Below are 18,122 nucleotides of genomic sequence, written 5' to 3'. Positions count from 1 at the left end.
TCTTTATTCTGTCGGCGCATCTGCTAATGTCCATGTTATCTCTGCTGAGTAATTACCAGCTATCTGATTTTCTTTGGTTAAGACAAGTTTAAACGCCCGACCGTTATTTAAATATTCTGAATAATCTGCTTGCACATTCGTTGAATTTTGTCCTCTGACAATTTCCAGTTCTTCTTCATTCACTAATTGATACTCCTCAGCTTTCTTGAAATATAGGACATCCTGCATAGAAAATCCTGCATCATTTGTGAAAGGCTGAGATAATTTTATCGTTAAGATCCATGGACTTTTTGTTTCTCGCTGATCATAAATCCATAATTTTTCCTGCCCATCCATTTGGCCAAATGCTTCTTGTATCAAACCAGTTGCTTTGATCTGACCAAAATCGAGTTTGGAAGGGGCAAGAAATGAGAGACCACCTTCTACTACGATCTTCGTAGCAGGTGCAAAAGGCGGGGCATCATGATAAACAACTGGCGTATCACTTGGATTGTGATTCCCAATTTCATCGTTGGTACTTGGCTTGTTCTGCACACCCTTAGCAGCAGCTTCTCCTGCTTGGTCGTTTAATACAATTTCTAATACATCTCCTGCAAAAAGTTGATTTTCTGGGATAGAAAGAACAAATTTCCCTGTATCATCAATAGTTGTTTCGGACAAAACAGCTTGATTTTTTTTCAATGAAACCAAAGCTCCTGCTTCACCTGTACCTGTGATCGTGCGAGAAGCTGCATTGATCAATGTGGTACTTAAATTAGCAGGTTCAGGGGGAATCACATCGACTGTCGTTTTGGAAGAGTCCAGTTCTGTCACTTCTTGGCCGCCTCTTACTTTTTTAGCAGCAACTACTTGCACTTGATCCCCCGTTGTTAGTCTTTCTTCGTTGGGTACTTGAACTTCAAACAAACCGCCTTGTTCGCCTTCTCCCCACGGATTATATCCTGCCCCTTCATTTTCATCTGTTTGTCCTTGTGTGAGAGCAGTAATTTCTACAGGTGATTTCGTCGTATCTGCATAAGTAATACGTAAAGTCACTTCTACTTCGCCTGTCCCAGCATCTCTTGGCTTTGCCTCGACACCTTCGGGAACAACGACATGCCCATAGATTTTTTCATCTGCATTCGTTGGTACTCTTAAGGATTCAATCATCGGAAGCTGGTTATTGGCACTGATTCGATTATAATTTTTCATTCCGGCACCTGTCTGAGCAAATTCATTTGTTAAACCTGCACTAGGGCTTGATACAAAATTACCTAAGTCGGTTCCATTGATCGATAAGTCTGTCATATCAGAAAAATAATCCGGATCTTTTTCAAAGTTATCGAACGTTGCTCCTGCCTTTCGCCATAAAGCAATTTCTGAATGAGCGATCTTCAATGAAGAATCGCCATTTCCTTGAAATACCCAGCCACCTATGCCATTAGTCTCGCTTCCGATCCGTTTGTTTTGGAAATCGAAATAGGTAGGAGATTCTAAGTGTACATTCAACACATCCCCACTGATGATGCCAGTCTTATCTTCCCCAGTTTTCCCGACCATGACTAAATAAGTTTTTTCGCCAGCCATAAAGTTCAAATCAATATCTCCAGTTGTATCTACGGTAGCTCCGGAATCTGCGCGTATATCGATATTTGATTTTTCTCCAGTAACCGTAAAATCAGCTGACCCTGGACTTTCTAGAAAACCAGAAGCGTCATAAAATTGGATCGCTTGGTTTCCTTGATTGAGTCTGTTCACATAAGATTTGCCATCCCCTGCATTTCTTACCTTCAGTGAGCCTCCATTAGTTACTGTTAGTTTTTGCGTACCGTTCTCAAAACGAACTGCGCTAGAACGACCACTTTGCTTATCAATATCGATGACTGATCCGGCTCCTTCTACGATCAAAGAAAGTCCTTTCCCTACAAAACGCATCCCATTGTTTCCAGGTTGGTCGCCATCTCCAGCCATTTTAACCGAGATTTGTCCACCACTTGATACATGGATTTGACTAGAATCTCCTTGCAGGCGAAATCCGCCAGTAGTCGCTGTATTGATTGTGATTTTCCCATCATTCGACACAGCGACTCTTGATCCTGAGCCTCTCATTTGGATAATTCCGCGATTGTTGTCGTTGGTAATATTGATCTTTGTATTTACCGAAAATTCACTTCCTGAGCCACTGACTTCAAATGTGACATTCCCGGGTAGCGTATCGACAGCCTCTCCTTCATCGCTGACGCCATCTGCCCGATCATAGTCAAGAGAGACCTTTGAACCACTCAAGATATGGAGTCCTGGTGCTGTTTTTCCACTGCCCGTCTCATCACCTGAATCTAGAAAACCATAGAATTTTCCTAGATATGGTCCATAAAGCTGACTACCATTGATTACATTTAGCTGATAGCTTCTACAAAAATAAGCTTTACCCGGAGCGGCATTCATCCCTTCTTTCACTGGTTGGACATCCAATACACCGGAAACACCATCTAATGTGACAGTTGCACGAGGGGCGTAAATCAGGCCTAATTTAGAACCATCATATAAGTCAAGTTTCCCGGTAAATTTTATTTCTCCCGTAAAATGATATCTGTTTCCCCAAAAATCGGACATATAAGCAATGATAATGGCATTTCCATCGATATTTGGTATCAACCCACCTGGATGAGCTGCCGTTCCTTTAAAATTCTGAAACTCGATCGACTGAGGTGTCTCATTGATATAGATGTGATGTGTGCCGAAATTATGAGCAAGTCCGCCAAAATCGATAACGATATCTCGCTTGATCTCCAATTCCCTGTCTAAAGTCAAAGGCTGAGTTAAACGAATCTTAGCTACTGATTCGTCTGCGAGAAGCTGGTCAGTTCTTCTGTTGTGGCAGCTTCGCTGTACCCATCCGCTGAAACAACTCTAACCTGTACCTCTTCACTGCTATCAGACGTTTGTTCAGCTACTTCTGAGGTCTCACTTGTCTTATTTTCTTCTTGCCTTGTATTAGAAGTAGGCGCCTCACTTTGGGATTCTGTAGTTTCAGAAGTAATTAATTCTTCTGAAAAAGTAGTCTTGTCAAAACTTTGATTCTCTGATTGCGTTGATTCGCTTGTTTTCTCTACATCGGCAAAAACGGATGTCACCATCAAGAGAGGGAAGACAAACAAAATCGACGCAATCAGCTTTTTTACATATTGATTCATTCTCCACCATCCTCTCTGACGTTTTGACAATTTTATTTTAACGTTTTAATTTATTTGTAATTGTACTTTCATATTTAAAATATGTATTTTTATGGCAAATTTTTCTGTTAGGTGAAAATTTCTTTTTTGTACAAAAACATACTAAGATTAGAGGGGAACATCATTGACGAATGATGTTCTCCTCTATTTTCTATTTTTAGATTATAGTGAAGAGTGAAAGAAAGTTCGAACAAAGCCTTGAGGACTACGAGTCCCTATCAAAAACCGAACTTCTTTACTGTCATTTTAGAATCAGGTTTACGTATGTTGGGGCCATGAGCCCGTGTATAGGAAATTGGAATCGAAATGAAGCAGTAAAGTTCTTTCAAAACTTAAAAAGGAGGAATACAAATGCCTTACATTCTTGCATTAGATGTTTCAATGGGACACAGCTACAGTGTCCTATACAAAGACGACACCTGCTTATTTGAAGACGAGATCGAACACACTCAAAGAGGATTTCATGCATTACTCGAAGAGATCCAGCACTTGCCTGAACGTCCATTGATTGTTTTTGAAGCAACGGGGATTTATTCCAGACCAGTCGAAAAGTTCTTTCAAGATCATCACTTTTCTTACTGTTTGTTAAACCCGTTAGAAGCGAAAAAACAGATGGAAGAAAGCACCTTACGCAGTTGGAAAACAGATAAATCGGATGCCCACCGGCTCGCACAGACTCATCTTAAAAATCAACGTCAGCCAAAAGAAGTACAAAGCAATTTTTACTTAGAGATGCGCGATTTAGCCCGTTTTTATCAAGAGATTGAGAAGAAAATCACTCGTCTGCGCATGGATTTACACAACTGCCTTCAGTTGACTTTTCCAGAGCTTGAACAGTTCTTTTCAAACAGGCTGACCCCTTACGCATTGACATTGATCCGTCTTTTTCCCCATCCAGATTTTGTATTGGCATCTACTCGGACAAAAATAAAAAATAAACTAATCAACGAAACACGGAAAAAAATCTCCGCGAATCGTGCCGAGCAAAAGGCAGATCAAATCATCCACTATGCACAGTGTGCCTACCCAGCTGTTCAAAAAGACAGTATCCACTGTCAAAAAACGATTTATTACGCCGAACTTCTCCAAGATTTACTCGAACAAAAAGAAGCACTGGCGACACAAATGATCAAAAAAGCCGAAGGCTCTCCTTGCTTTTTGTTGTACCAAACGTTCCCTGGGATCGGCGCACTCACAGCCGCTTTATTGCTCGGTGAATTAGGAGATATCACACGATTTAAAACCCATAAACAATTGAATGCCTTTGTCGGAATTGACATCCGACGGTATCAATCAGGTAAGTATACTGGCCAAGACCGCATCAATAAGCGTGGTAATCCCAAAGCACGGAAAATTATTTTCTTCACCATTCGAAATATGATTCGCCAGCAACGCGCAGCTCCTAATCATATTGTCGATTATTACTACAAATTAAAAAAGCAACCTATCCCTAAGAAAGATAAGGTTGCCACAGTTGCTTGTATGAACAAGCTTCTGAAATGTATGCACGCTATGGTTAGGGCACATACAGAGTACGACTATGCGTACGCGGTCTCAGTGGACCATTAACTAAACCACTTACAGTATACCACTTCTTTGCCCAGATCGAAAATTTTTTACGAACGAGGCTTTATTTGGTGTGCCTTGATTTTGTCGCTTTCGTTTATGAGCTATTTTTCTTACACCTTTTACTTGACTAATCGTAGGAAAAAGGCTGTGACAAAAGTCTTGTCACAGTCCCTTATTCCGAACAACCGATGTCCTCCTGACAACTCTTCGGTCACAACCTCCATTTTAACAATAAACCTGTAAATGTGAGGGTAACACTTTGATTGTCACAGGTAATTTATCCCCTTCATCTCCATCAACATTCGTCGTCAATTCTTCCTCATCAGCTAATGACACAACTAATTGCTCACAAGTAAGATAGGCTAGATTTTTCGTAGATTCATCTACTCCTTTTAATAGGTCTGGCAATGTTTTAAGCGTATCGATCAAAGAAGAATCTTTTAAATAAACCAAATGGAGCTTACCATCATCCACTTTTGCATTTGGAAGTAATGTTTCAAAACCGCCGACTGAGTTAGTTAGTCCTATCAGCAAGGTACTGCTCTCAATTTCTTCCTTCTTTCCATCAACTTCTACGTGAAACGAGTAGGATTGTGTGGAAGCTAACTGTTTGATTCCTGACATGAAATAAGCTAGTTTTCCAAATTTCGTCTTCTTCTCCGCATCTACATCATTGATTGCTTCAGGGATAGAGCCAATTGCGACGACATTCATAAAATAGTCGTCATTTATTTTTCCAATATCCAATGGCTTGACTGATTCAATCGAAAAATGATTGATCGCTTCCTCAGGTTCTAGCGGTATCCCTAATGCTCGAGCCAAGTCATTCACCGTACCCAATGGGAAAAATCCGAAATTTGGCCGATGTTCTTGTTCAGCGATTCCACTGATTCCTTCGTTGACTGTTCCATCTCCGCCCATGACAAACACACTATGATACCCTTCCGTAGCCGCTTCGCGAGTAAAGTTTTTTGCATCCCCTGCTTTTTTTGTATGCAAGACGACCACTTCATCAAACACCGATTCCAATTTTGCTATCGCTAATTGCTCAAATTCCTTTGCTTGTTCACCGCCTGAACTGGGGTTTACCACTAATAAAACTTTTTTCATCACTTTCTTTCCCTTCTGATTGATTTCTTTAATATAACGATAGCATAAAGAAAAAAATTAGGCTGTGATGAAGTACTGTTCATGAAACATTCATTTATTTTTTGACAAGATAAAACACCCATACTATGAAACTGAGGAAAATTAAAACAATGATATAGGAAATAAAAGAAAATGATAGGCATTGTATACCTAATAAAGTAAAAATTTTAGGTGGCAGATAAAAACACAAAAATAGCAAGAAAATGTAATAGCGTTTCTTCCACTTTTTGTTATCAGACCTTATAGCGATCAGAGGAATACCAAATGCATAACTGAAAAACTCTTGATGTACTGTTAATATGTCACGACCTTGAATAATAAATGCGACAATCCCCGCTATAATTAGTGTGCCTAACACCAAAACGGAAAATTGATGAATATATTTTATATACAAATGATCCATTGTACTTCCTGCCTTTTTATTTGTGAGAAAAACAAATCCGTATACGTGAATAACTTCTAGAAATAAAAGAAATTTGCAAAACCACTCCATTTATCTACTTCTACGTGCATTTTTTGATATTGTTTTCTTTATTTAAGATTATACAGAAAAATATCTAGGGTCGCTGGATTCTAAGTAAAAAAAATTTTTTAAATAAAAAGAACTAAATCAAGTAGTAATTAAACTACTGTTGATTTAGTTCTAATAAAAAGATTTAGATGAACAGTTTTATTGATTTAAATAGTTCATATTTTTTATTTATACCGCTTATTTACTACTTGCTGTACTAGAATCTGAAGTGAATGTACTCAAAACATTTTCAAAGTCTTTGTCTTTGATTTTTACATTAGCGTCTTTCAATACTTCGCCAATTACTTTATTCTGGAAGGTACTGTCACTTAATTTTGTGTCTGTTGCAATTTCTTTCAATTCTTTTTTGTATTTATCCATGTCGTTGCCTTTGTTTTGGTTTTTCATCATTTTAACCACATAATATTCCGTAGTATAAGTTGAAGCATTGGTAGAAGTGATCACATCAGAAACTTGACCATCTTTCAACTTAAAGGCTGCTTCTTTGACTTCTGCCGGAACCGTTGTAGTAGTGGAATCAAATTTCACTTTTCCGCCATCTTCTTTTGTCGTAGTATCAGTTGACTTGTCTTTGGCTAATTTAGAGAAATCGTCTCCCTTATCAACAGCTTTCTTCACATCTTTTGCATCATCTTCACTTGCTACTTGGATAATTTGAGCTTCCACTTCTGGATGGAAAGATTCCCAAGCCGTTTTTAAATCTTCATCGGTCAATTTGATATGTTTCTTTAGACCTTCTTGAAAGGCTAGACTTTGTTTGATACTGTCTTTGAATGTTTGTTCTGTGTAACCTGCAGATTTCAATTGTGAATCAAATGAATCACCCAATTGTTTCTTTGTTTGATCATATTGGGAATCGATTTCTTTGGTTGATACGTCATCTCCATATTTATCTTCAAATACTTGATAAACGATCAACTGTTGCACAGCGGAATCTGCTCCTTGCATTTTTTTCAAGCTATCCATTACTTCTTGTTCGCTGATTGTACCGCCTTTATAACTAACGGCTGTTTTTTCACCGGCATTCGTACAGCCTGACAATAAGCCAGTGCCTAGTACGATGGCAAGTGCTAAAAATCTTTTTTTCATTTATCAATTCTCCTACTTTTCGTTTTTTGCGAATTGCTAAAAACAAAGGTGTTCAAGATGAAAATCATCAAGAACACCTTTACTAATCTGCTCGATACATCCTGAATAGATATAAGGCTACACAATCCAGAAAGTTCGCTCAGCAGAATAAATGTCAAGTAGCACATCACACCTTAATATACTACTTCTTTTGTTACCGTTTTTCAAGTCTATCTTGCGTTCCGTATTTAACGTAACTAATTCTTAGAACAAATGTTATCTATTTTGTTTTTCTTCTTCCGCTGTTGGGATATTCAAATCGGACACTTTTATGTTCGATTTTCCAGACATTTTTTTGTTGTTTTTATTAGAAAAAGTTTGTTTTTTCATTTGTTTTCTAAAGCATGATCTTCTTGTTTCCTATTTTGGTCAGATATGGATCATGCGTGACCACGATAACTAACGTACCTTGGGAAGCCTGTTGCGATAAAATTTCAACTACTTTATCCTTATTTCGTTTATCCAATGACCCAGTTGGTTCATCGGCTAAAATGATTTTGCTATTCTTCAATAAAACTCTCGCACAGGCGATTCTTTGCTTCTCACCACCAGATAATGTGTAGATAGGCGTACTTAGCTTCTTGTTTATATTTACTTTTTTCAATGCCTCATACTTTGCTGTTCGCTTATCTGAAACATTTAAATTCGAAAACTTCAATCCAATATCTAAATTAAAATCGATTGTTTCATATTCAATCAACCCAAAATCTTGAAAAAGAAAAGATATGGTATTTCTTTTTATCAAGCGCTTCTCTCTTCCAGTTAATTGTTTCGTCTCTTGATCGAACAAATAGAATTGTCCTGAACTGAACTGATCATTCAATCCTAATATATTCAATAACGTACTTTTACCTGCTCCACTTTCTCCAACAACAGTCACAAGATCCCTAGCATCCGCAGTGAAACGATCCAAATGAAGAATCGTTTTGTTTCGAATGATTTTTTTCGCACCTTTTATCACTATCAACGGCTCCAATTGTTAACCTCCATTCATCAGCAATAACTGACTTTTCTTTTCTGTAGACAAAATAAAAACAACTGAAAGAATAAAATCAATGAAGCTAAAGAAAAAAATATTAAAAAGATATTTAGGCTCTCTTTCTATAAGAAAAAGGAAGATTACACTTGTCGTTCCCCATTTGATGAGGTTCATCATGAAGAAATCTTTATACGTTTCAAAGAGCGAATAACCACTTGAACGAAAGATAGCGATTTTCCGACAATTGTAGACAAAATATATGCATAACATGACATAGCTCAACAAGAAGAAAGAAAAGAAAGTGAGAAAACATATCTGTATCAAGTAATGAAATGATCTGCTTAACACTTTGACAGCTATCTCTTCAGTCTGAGTATACGGAAATGATAACTGCAAGTTATCACGTAACTGACTTTCTTCAATCAGCTCAAATAACCTTTCTTTCGACAAAGAGCCTATTTTGATCTTTAACGGTGGATAGATTTCTCCGCTGAGAATATTCCTTTCCCAATACGTACTGTTTTTCAATGTCAGTATTTCAACAACCGGATAATGTTCGATCCAGGGGATAGAAGGAATAAATGTATAAATGGGTTGATTGTTTTTTATAAATAGAAATTCCGGTTCTTTTTCACTGATTTCTTGATAATATTCTGTTATTTGCGCCAGGTCATTTTTTAAATCTGTATGTCTATATCGTTCAGGGATCAATATAACAGGGTGCGTTTCTTCTTCGGTTATTTGGATCAACCTTCCAGAGACATCAATCAAAGGAAATTTCTTAAGATAATTCAGATTTATTTTTATCCCTCTGCCAAACTGTTCGTTTTCTTCATTCAAGTAATCTGATACATTGACTAATATACTTCCATTTTTATTCAAAGTTTCATATAATTCCTGATCTGCTGCTGATGCAAAACGATTGGAATAAATAAAATCCACGTGGTTTTTCCCGATGGTTACTGGATAAAACACATAATAGTCTTCATCAGCGATTTCTTTTGGAGGTTCATGGGAAACAGCTAACTGTGAAGAAGAAAAAACGATAGTTGCTAATTCGACATTGGCAACGGTCAAAAGAAGAGAAAACAACAATCCAAATATAAAAAGAATGTATTGGATATAGTTGAACGCTTCTCTTAACGAAGCGATTTTTTCAACTAATAAAAGAGAAATCAAAGAGATACCATATATTCCGCTGAACAAGAAAACGTACATCTGGAACAAATAAAGAAATTGCTCCTTATAATACATAAAAATAAAACCACCAATGATTCCTGCAATTATGAATGTAATAATGATTTTCTTTTTCCCCAATAAACACCACAATACTTGATGTAATGAAAAGCCATTATTCAACAATAAACTGATTTCTTTATTCATCAATAAGAAAAAGGACGGTAACAAAAGGAATAAAAGAATCAACCCAATAGTTAAATACACTCGATAATTATATACGTCTGTACTTGAAATAACCGAATACGAATAGCTATTTTCAAAGTCTTCAAAAATATTAGTGGCATAATCAGTGTGAAATGCTTGATTGAATCGATCAGTGAATAGTGAAATGAACCGTTCATAGGCTTCTTTTTCTCTCGTCATCAAGAAAAATTCACCTTCAAAATCTTTTATTTTGATCGATTCTTCAATGGACGTTACGCGAAAGGAGGTATTAGAATAGGGTACCTTCTCGTGAGAAGCTTTGACATCCCCTTGATAATACAATGTCATTTCAAGCTTTGGCTGTATCTTGAAGTTCAAAGATGTATCTACTTCATTGGATTCATTTACTGTTTTTTTCATATAAGAAAGCTCAGTTTCTGATGAGACATTTTCAAATACCATGATTAGCTGCTCATATTCTTCTTGCCCAATAAAATGTTGTGGCAATCGAATCGGAGTATAAGTATCTGTTTGATGGAAAAATTCATTTGTCCGATAGAGTACCTGTTTATTTACACTAACCAAGGCAAAACCACTCATGATACCGATTACTATGATTGTGAGTAAAACTGTGAACTTTTTTTTGATTATCACCACTCTCCCTTACTTAAATGATTCTTCGATAAAATCATACCGTTTTTCATCAAAAAAACGTATCTATCAAGTGTATAGGTCATGTAGAATAAATCTATATACTGTAGAATCGAAAGGAGAAGAAGATGAACATCGGAGAAAAAATACGAACTTACCGCAGAAATTGTAAGCTTACGCAAAAAGAATTAGGCGAAAAAATCGGTGTTTCCGATAAAACGATTTCTAGTTGGGAAAATTCTCGTACAATGCCAGACCTTGAAATGCTGTCACTTTTACATCAGACTTTAGGTCTGCCGATTGATTTTCCTTCTATTGAATCAGCTACCGAATCAATAGAACCAACATTGCCGGATGAACCTCTTGTTATCAAGAAATCTTATTCATCAAAACAACCCTTCTCACTCAAAAAGACACTATCTTTCTTTCTGCTCGTCTTTTGTTTGGTCTATCTTTTTCTTATCAATTATCAATACAAAAATGAAACGATTGATCGATTCAATCCTTTTTTGAAACCACAAATCGGCTATACCACACTCCCTGTAGGATACGTGGACAATTCCATCGAACATTGGGTATGTAATGATATCTTTGGCCATGGTACATGGCTGTCTTTTCACGCTGGAGAGGTAGAAAAAGGTAAGAATCATGCTGTAATCAAACACAAAGGAAAACACGTCATGAACGTTCGCCTGCTCTCTTGGGAAGCCATTCCCTCAGATTACCAAGAAATCCTCATCCAAGACTATGACGACGCCTTAAAAAGAACCCCTCAGGAGCCAGATAGGCATTAAGTAGGAGATGAACGTAGAGATAGAACAATGCACATGATCTTATCAAAAAAAACAAGGGTACAAATTAATTGAAAAAGCTTTGAGATGAAAGTTCCTAAATAAAAAAGTTCAGAATGATAGGTAAAAAAAAATGACTAACTATTCTAGTATTAGGCTATTTGTATTATTCTTCTGTTATTTTTCTATCAAAAAATCCAGAAATAACTAAATATAGGTATTTCTGGCTTATAGTATAATATTTACGCCACAGCCTCCCAATGATTCTTTTTGGAATCATAATCAAGGACGAACATACACAAAAATATTTTGCCCATTCGATCCGAATAGATTAACGACTAATCTAGTAAGTAATATAGATTGGTACGTGGTCAAACCAGCAAATGGAAAAGTTATTTAAGCAATTAATTTTTTCTGTTTAAACTATGAAGTTAAGTTCATTGATTAATTTTCTGAAGATATTAGCTTAATAAAAAGTTGTCTATTCTACCCCAAGGGCTTTAAAGACAGCATCTTCCGGCGTTTGATAAAAAATCAAATTAAAGGTACCCATTAATTCTGGGGGTACAGTTCCAAATCCAAATAGTGATACCTGACGCAATGGCGTGAAGAAATAGCAGCAACCAAGGCTAGAAAACTTTGGAAAAATACGGAAAAATTAACCAAAAAATTATAAAGAGGATATGTTGAAAAATTCTTTATCTCCAAATAAGCAGAAAAAAGCCAACTGAAATTGGCTGACAGATAATTTTGAGTTTAGAATTCCCGCAGAGAAAATTCATTTATTACTACTTGTTGATTATCGCGATATTGCTATCATTAGTTAGTCCATTAAATTCAAGCTTAATGCAGGATCAGTAAATAATATGTTAAGTGCTAGACTCGCTACCCGCCAAGTCAAAGTGAATCCAATCGTTCATTCTAATCGTGATACTCATTACCGACGGCCCAATTAGTTCGAACAAATGGAAGAAGTGAATTTATCTCGCTCCATTTCTAAAAAGGTTACTCACCAGCAAGCTCAGCCTTCGCAAGTTTGTTTGGCATCATATCAACGAATAGGATTATATTGTGTGCTCAGTCCTCTCTAATAACGGAAAAGAATGTATTTAGTAAAAAGGGAAGAGAATTATTCCCATCCCCTTTCATACATTTTATTATTGTCGTTCGCACTCAAAGTAGTGATTAAAAAATGTTGCTTGAGCTACTACTAGAATTTGAACAATCTAGTAGTAAACATTCAAGTCTTTAGATTCATCAGACAAATAGATACTATTAGCTGTTCAGTTCATTATTTCTAGACGATCGTTGTTTTAAGTTAATATACTGATGAATAAAAAAATGCTCGAAACGCTTTAATATCAACGTTTCGAGCAATGAAATAGTTGTTAACCCACACTACCTTCCATCTCATAACTGATCAATCGGTTGAGTTCGACTGCATATTCCATTGGAAGTTCTTTGGTGAATGGTTCAACAAAGCCCATGACGATCATTTCAGTTGCTTCAGATTCGGTCAGGCCTCGGCTCATCAGATAGTAGAGTTGTTCTTCTGAGATTTTTGAGACTTTGGCTTCGTGTTCTAAAGAGACTTGGCTGTTGTGGATCTCATTGAATGGGATCGTATCGGATTTCGACCATTCGTCCATGATGATCGTGTCACATTCGATATGAGAGATCGAACCCGCACTGTTTTTGGCAAAGGTTACTTGTCCTCGATAGTTTACTTCTCCGCCGTCTTTTGAAATTGATTTAGAGACGATAGAGCTAGATGTATTTGGTGCATTATGGATCATTTTTGCACCCGTATCTTGGATTTGGTTTGCTCCTGCAAAGGCGATGGAGAGCATGGTGCCTCGTGCACCTTTTCCATCTAAGTAAACACTTGGGTATTTCATCGTTGTTTTTGCACCTAAGTTTCCGTCGATCCATTCAACGGTTGCGCCTTCGTATGCTTTTGCTCGTTTGGTTACTAAGTTGTACACATTGTCTGACCAGTTTTGGATCGTGGTGTAACGGCAATACGCATCTTTTCTTGTAAAGATTTCTACGATGGCAGCATGCAGACTATTACTTGAATAAGTAGGTGCCGTACAACCTTCGACATAGTGGATGCTTGCTCCTTCGTCAACAATGATCAGCGTACGTTCGAATTGCCCCGTGTTTTCCGCATTGATCCGGAAGTACGTTTGTAATGGAACATCGACTTTGACGCCTTTTGGCACGTAAATAAAGGTGCCACCTGACCATACGGCTGAATTCAGCGCTGCTAATTTGTTGTCGGTTGGCGGTACAAGTTTTGAAAAGTACTCTTTGAATAATTCAGGGTATTCTTTCAAAGCAGAGTCAGTGTCAGTAAAGACGATTCCTAACTTTTCGAATTCATCTTTCATATTATGGTACACGACTTCTGATTCATATTGTGCGGAAGCACCGGCTAGATAAGCTCGTTCAGCTTCTGGTATACCAATCTTTTCAAATGTATCTTTGATTTTTTCTGGTACGTCTTCCCAGTCACGAGCGGGTTTGTCACTTGGTTTTTGGTAATATTTGATGGCATCGAAATCGATGTCTGAAAGGTCGGGCCCCCATGTTTGCATTGGCATTTTATTGAATGTTTCTAGAGATTTCAGACGGAATTCAAGCATCCATTCTGGTTCGCCTTTGATTCTTGACATCTCACGGATCACTTCTTCTGTCAAGCCTTCTCCTGTACTGAAAACCGGTTCGACATCATCGTGAAACCCGAATTTATATTCTTCTAATTCTGGTACGCCCATGTTCTCACTCCTCTTCCTTGTGGTAATGATGGAAAGCTGCGGTACCATCGTTTTCCATTGCTTTTCCTAGTGCTTTCCAGGCAAGTGTCGCACATTTGATCCGAGCGGGAAATTTAGCTACACCACCAAGCATAGCAGCATCGCCTAATTGGTCGGGATCTTTGACTTCTTTTCCTTGGACAAGCTGTAGAAAGTCTACAGTTAAATGTTCTGCTTCTTCTATTGATTTTCCAATGACGGCATCTGTCATCATCGAGGCACTTGCTGTACTGATGGAACAGCCGCTGCCGTCAAAGGCGATATTTTTGATGATTCCATCTTTTACATCAACTTGCAATTCGATCACATCTCCACATGTGGGGTTGTTCAATTCGATCTTGCTTGTCGAGTCAGTCAAGCTTCCACGATGATGTGGATGGGAAGAATGATCCAAGATCACTTGACGGTATAAATTGTCTAATTTAGATAGTCCCATGTTGGAAAAACTCCTTTGTTGCCATGATTGCTTCAACTAAACGGTCGGCGTCTTGCGTTGTGTTGTAGAAATAAAAGCTGGCGCGAGCAGTCGCTGATACTTCAAGGTACTTCAATAGCGGTTGCGCACAATGATGACCTGCTCTAACGGCTACCCCTTCCATGTCTAAAGCTGTCGCGACATCATGGGGATGTAACCCATCCAAATTGAACGCAATGACTCCTGTCCGAAAATTCGGGTCTTGCGGACCATAAACAGTCAATCCATCGATTGCTTGTAATTTTGGCAACACATAAGCGGCTAGTTCTTCTTCATATCGATGGATATTGTCCATGCCGAGTTCTTGCAAATAATCGATTGCATGACCTAATGCGATAGCGCCAGCGATATTTGGTGTCCCTGCTTCGAATTTCCAAGGTAGTTCTTTCCATGTACTGTCGTATAATTCGACAAAATCGATCATTTCGCCACCAAATTCAACAGGTTCCATTTCTTCTAACCATTTTCGTTTACCATATAAAACACCGATACCTGTTGGTCCGCACATTTTGTGTCCGCTGAAAGCAAAGAAATCACAGTCTAGTGCTTGAACATCAATGGTCATGTGCGGGGCAGATTGAGCACCATCTACTACGATGACCCCGCCGTTTTCATGGACAAGTTCAGCTAATTCTTGAACAGGATTGATGACACCTAAGACATTGGATACATGAGCAATGGAGACGATTTTGGTTTTGTCCGTAATCTTTTTCGCTGCATCCTCCATATCCAGGAAGCCTTCTTCTGTTAGTTCGATATATTTCAAGACAGCACCTGTTCGTTTTGCCAACTGCTGCCACGGGATAACATTAGAATGATGTTCCATGTAAGAGAGCACTATCTCGTCTCCTGCTTTGATATAGCGGTCGCCGAAGCTTCTGGCTACCCAATTCAAGCTTGTCGTCGTACCACGAGTAAACAGCACTTCTGCTGTTTCTTTTGCATGGATGAACGCCCGTACTTTTTCTCTTGCTTGTTCATAATCATGGGTCGCGCGTTCTGCTAACGTATGGACACCGCGATGAACATTGGCGTTATCGTGTTCGTAATAGTGCGCTAATGCCTGGAGTACTTGTTTTGGCTTTTGGGTCGTCGCTGCATTATCCAGATAAACTAAAGGTTCATCATTGACGTCTTGAAATAAGATAGGAAAATCATTGCGTAGCTTTTTAGCATCGATCATCCATTCAACTTCCCTTCGATTACTTCGACTAATTCTTTCCGAACTTGTTCTACAGGGATTGCTGTTAAGACAGAACCGAGGAATCCTCGAATCACTAAGCGCTCTGCTTCTTCTTTATGCAATCCTCGACTCATCAGATAGTACATTTCTTCTGGATCAACTCGTCCTACACTGGCAGCATGTCCAGCAGTTACTTCGTTTTCATCGATCAAAAGAATAGGATTCGCATCACCACGTGCTTTATCAGAAAGCATCAAGACACGACTTTCTTGTTGGGCATCTGCACCTTTTGCCCCTTTCAAGATGTGGCCGATACCATTAAAGGTCAATGTTCCTTTTTCTCGGATCACTCCGTGTTGCAAAATATGCCCGATCGTATGAGGGGCTTTATTGGTTACTCGCGTATCGATTCCTTGGATTTGTCTGCCCGAGCTGATTGCCACGATTTTGACTTCTGCGTGTGCACCTTCTCCTGCTAAATCTGAGTCAAAGTCAGCGATCACATGACCGTCATTCATGACACCAATTGCCCAGTCGACAGAAGCATCTCGTAAAATGTGCCCACGGCGATTCATATAAGAAGTAATATTTTCTCCTAATTGATCTACGGCTGAATATTTGATTTTTGAACCAGCTTTAGCGATGACTTCCACGATGATATTACCTGATGATTTTGCTACTTGTTCTTTGGTTGTCTGGAAACGTTCCAGATAAGAAAATTCACTATGTTCATCTGCCACGATCAACACATGCTTGAAGAAGTGCTCATCGGATGCGCCATCTTGAATGAATAAGGACTCGAGTGGTTCATCGATCACGACATTTTTAGGCACATACAGGAAAATACCGCTGTTCATAAAAGCTACATGGAGTGCAGTCAATTGGTCTTCGTTCATGTTTACTGCTTTTTTCATATAATATTCTTGGACTAGTTCTGGATATTCGATCATTGCAGTGAACAAGTCGGTAAAAATGACTCCTTTTTCTGCTAATTCCACAGGCAGTTGTTCAAAAATCGTCCATGAACCTTGTTGGACAAGCACAGGATTGTCTTTCATTGCATCAAATGCCGGAATCGTGCCTGTTTCACTGATGGTTTGTGTTTCTTTCACATCAAATAACGACCAGCGATGGAATTTCACCCGATCGATATGCGGCAATGGCAGTTCATCTGCTTTCGCTAGTGCGTCTTGACGGAAGGTTCTCATCCAATCAGGTTCGCCTTTACTTAAAGAAAAATCATTTACCGCGTCAAGATAATCGAGCCAGTTTTTTTCTTTCATTCTTGCTCCCCCTTACGCTTCTTCTTCTTTATAGTCGATTCCTAATTCTTTACTGATACCAGCGTAGCCTTCTGCTTCCAGACGTTTAGCTAGGTCAGCATTCCCTGTCATGACTACTCGGCCTTCCATCATGATGTGAACGACATCAGGTGTGATATAGTTCAATAATCGTTGATAGTGGGTGATGATCAATGCACCGAAATTGTCTCCGCGCATTTCATTTACTCCTTTAGCAACGACTTTCAAAGCATCGATATCCAGACCTGAATCGATTTCGTCTAAAATTGCAAATGTTGGTTCTAACATCAACAATTGCAGGATCTCATTCCGTTTCTTTTCTCCGCCAGAAAAACCTTCGTTCAGATAACGTTCAGCCATTTCTTCTGGCATATTTAGTAAAGCCATTTTTTCATCTAACTTTTTCAAAAATGCCATAACAGAAATTTTGTCGTTTTCATCACGTTTCGCATTGATCGCTGCACGCATGAATTCCGCATTCGTGATACCTGGTATCTCACTTGGATATTGCATAGCTAAAAATAAGCCAAGTCGCGCACGTTCATCTACTTCCAAGTCTAAAACATTTTTCCCGTCAAACAAAATTTCGCCTTCTGTTACTTCATAGTTTGGATTGCCCATGATAGCGGCAGATAAGGTAGATTTTCCTGTGCCGTTAGGTCCCATGATGGCATGGATTTCTCCGGTTTTCATTGTTAGGTTTACGCCTTTAAGGATTTCTTTTTCCTCGATCGACACATGTAGATTTTTTATTTCTAAGACAGACATGCATTATACCCCCAAATTCTCTTTCGTTCTCACTCATTTTAGACTAATTGAGAATGAAGCGCAATGACCTTCCTTACTAAAATCAAATATCTTTTATTTATTATTAAACAATTTTGATTTCTAAATTAGAACAGGTATAAAAAAGATGAGAAATAAGCCATTACAGACTTATTTCTCATCTT

Annotated in this window: 12 protein-coding genes and 1 pseudogene; 2 read left to right on the top strand and 11 right to left on the bottom strand. The window is 38.3% G+C overall.

Annotated features, from left to right (window positions below; all coding sequences use genetic code 11):
• Window positions 1–3: 3 nt before the first annotated feature.
• Window positions 4–3,173 (bottom strand): annotated as a pseudogene (locus IGK53_RS02660) (Ig-like domain-containing protein).
• A gap of 390 nt (window positions 3,174–3,563) precedes the next feature.
• Here IGK53_RS02660 and IGK53_RS02655 point away from each other — a divergent pair.
• The gene (locus IGK53_RS02655) at window positions 3,564–4,781 is read left to right on the top strand and encodes an IS110 family transposase (RefSeq protein WP_002329539.1); all 1,218 of its coding nucleotides are present in this window, start codon (window positions 3,564–3,566) and stop codon (window positions 4,779–4,781) included.
• Between the two features lie 225 nt (window positions 4,782–5,006).
• On the opposite strand, the gene IGK53_RS02650 is transcribed toward IGK53_RS02655, so the two are convergent.
• The 5 genes from IGK53_RS02650 to IGK53_RS02630 form a co-directional block, all read right to left on the bottom strand.
• Window positions 5,007–5,891: a diacylglycerol/lipid kinase family protein gene (locus IGK53_RS02650; RefSeq protein ID WP_002291161.1), complete on the bottom strand. Its 885-nt coding sequence runs from the start codon at window positions 5,889–5,891 to the stop codon at window positions 5,007–5,009.
• 94 nt (window positions 5,892–5,985) lie between these two features.
• Window positions 5,986–6,423 carry a hypothetical protein gene (locus tag IGK53_RS02645; protein WP_002336024.1) on the bottom strand — a complete coding sequence of 146 codons (438 nt, stop codon included), beginning with the start codon at window positions 6,421–6,423 and terminating at the stop codon, window positions 5,986–5,988.
• Window positions 6,424–6,639: 216 nt separating this feature from the next.
• Window positions 6,640–7,551 carry a peptidylprolyl isomerase gene (locus IGK53_RS02640; protein ID WP_430604965.1) on the bottom strand — a complete coding sequence of 304 codons (912 nt, stop codon included), beginning with the start codon at window positions 7,549–7,551 and terminating at the stop codon, window positions 6,640–6,642.
• A gap of 376 nt (window positions 7,552–7,927) precedes the next feature.
• The gene (locus tag IGK53_RS02635) at window positions 7,928–8,566 is read right to left on the bottom strand and encodes an ABC transporter ATP-binding protein (protein WP_002329541.1); all 639 of its coding nucleotides are present in this window, start codon (window positions 8,564–8,566) and stop codon (window positions 7,928–7,930) included.
• A gap of 3 nt (window positions 8,567–8,569) precedes the next feature.
• Window positions 8,570–10,606, bottom strand: coding sequence for a DUF1430 domain-containing protein (locus IGK53_RS02630; RefSeq protein ID WP_002329542.1), 2,037 nt, complete (start codon window positions 10,604–10,606; stop codon window positions 8,570–8,572).
• Between the two features lie 125 nt (window positions 10,607–10,731).
• On the opposite strand from IGK53_RS02630, the gene IGK53_RS02625 reads away from it, so the two are divergent.
• Window positions 10,732–11,397 (top strand): helix-turn-helix domain-containing protein, encoded by a 666-nt coding sequence (locus IGK53_RS02625; protein WP_002291169.1) that lies wholly within the window; start codon window positions 10,732–10,734, stop codon window positions 11,395–11,397.
• Between the two features lie 1,385 nt (window positions 11,398–12,782).
• On the opposite strand, the gene sufB is transcribed toward IGK53_RS02625, so the two are convergent.
• From sufB to sufC, 5 genes are read right to left on the bottom strand one after another with little or no spacing between them, the layout of a single operon-like run.
• Window positions 12,783–14,174: a Fe-S cluster assembly protein SufB gene (sufB, locus tag IGK53_RS02620; RefSeq protein WP_002287686.1), complete on the bottom strand. Its 1,392-nt coding sequence runs from the start codon at window positions 14,172–14,174 to the stop codon at window positions 12,783–12,785.
• Window positions 14,175–14,178: 4 nt separating this feature from the next.
• Window positions 14,179–14,649: a Fe-S cluster assembly sulfur transfer protein SufU gene (gene sufU, locus IGK53_RS02615; RefSeq protein WP_002287684.1), complete on the bottom strand. Its 471-nt coding sequence runs from the start codon at window positions 14,647–14,649 to the stop codon at window positions 14,179–14,181.
• A complete protein-coding gene (locus tag IGK53_RS02610; protein WP_002325111.1) occupies window positions 14,636–15,871 on the bottom strand; it encodes a cysteine desulfurase in 1,236 nt (411 codons plus the stop codon). The genes sufU and IGK53_RS02610 overlap by 14 nt, the downstream gene beginning before the upstream one ends.
• On the bottom strand, window positions 15,868–17,154 hold the full coding sequence (gene sufD, locus IGK53_RS02605; RefSeq protein WP_002287681.1) for a Fe-S cluster assembly protein SufD: 1,287 nt from the start codon (window positions 17,152–17,154) through the stop codon (window positions 15,868–15,870). Before sufD ends, IGK53_RS02610 begins: the two co-directional genes overlap by 4 nt.
• Window positions 17,155–17,166: 12 nt before the next feature.
• Window positions 17,167–17,940, bottom strand: a complete 774-nt coding sequence (sufC, locus tag IGK53_RS02600; RefSeq protein ID WP_002287679.1) for a Fe-S cluster assembly ATPase SufC — start codon at window positions 17,938–17,940, stop codon at window positions 17,167–17,169.
• Between the last annotated feature and the right edge of the window lie 182 nt (window positions 17,941–18,122).

Source organism: Enterococcus sp. DIV1224 (genome assembly GCF_050555455.1).
In the GTDB taxonomy this organism is placed as follows: domain Bacteria; phylum Bacillota; class Bacilli; order Lactobacillales; family Enterococcaceae; genus Enterococcus_B; species Enterococcus_B lactis.
This window is presented reverse-complemented; position numbering and strand designations above follow the sequence as displayed.

Coding starts and splice junctions, on each gene's coding strand:
- IGK53_RS02655 (WP_002329539.1), top strand. CDS start 3,564: ATGCCTTACATTCTTGCATTAGATGTTTCAATGGGACACAGCTACAGT.
- IGK53_RS02650 (WP_002291161.1), bottom strand. CDS start 5,891: ATGAAAAAAGTTTTATTAGTGGTAAACCCCAGTTCAGGCGGTGAACAA.
- IGK53_RS02645 (WP_002336024.1), bottom strand. CDS start 6,423: ATGGAGTGGTTTTGCAAATTTCTTTTATTTCTAGAAGTTATTCACGTA.
- IGK53_RS02640 (WP_430604965.1), bottom strand. CDS start 7,551: ATGAAAAAAAGATTTTTAGCACTTGCCATCGTACTAGGCACTGGCTTA.
- IGK53_RS02625 (WP_002291169.1), top strand. CDS start 10,732: ATGAACATCGGAGAAAAAATACGAACTTACCGCAGAAATTGTAAGCTT.
- sufB (WP_002287686.1), bottom strand. CDS start 14,174: ATGGGCGTACCAGAATTAGAAGAATATAAATTCGGGTTTCACGATGAT.
- sufU (WP_002287684.1), bottom strand. CDS start 14,649: ATGGGACTATCTAAATTAGACAATTTATACCGTCAAGTGATCTTGGAT.
- IGK53_RS02610 (WP_002325111.1), bottom strand. CDS start 15,871: ATGATCGATGCTAAAAAGCTACGCAATGATTTTCCTATCTTATTTCAA.
- sufD (WP_002287681.1), bottom strand. CDS start 17,154: ATGAAAGAAAAAAACTGGCTCGATTATCTTGACGCGGTAAATGATTTT.
- sufC (WP_002287679.1), bottom strand. CDS start 17,940: ATGTCTGTCTTAGAAATAAAAAATCTACATGTGTCGATCGAGGAAAAA.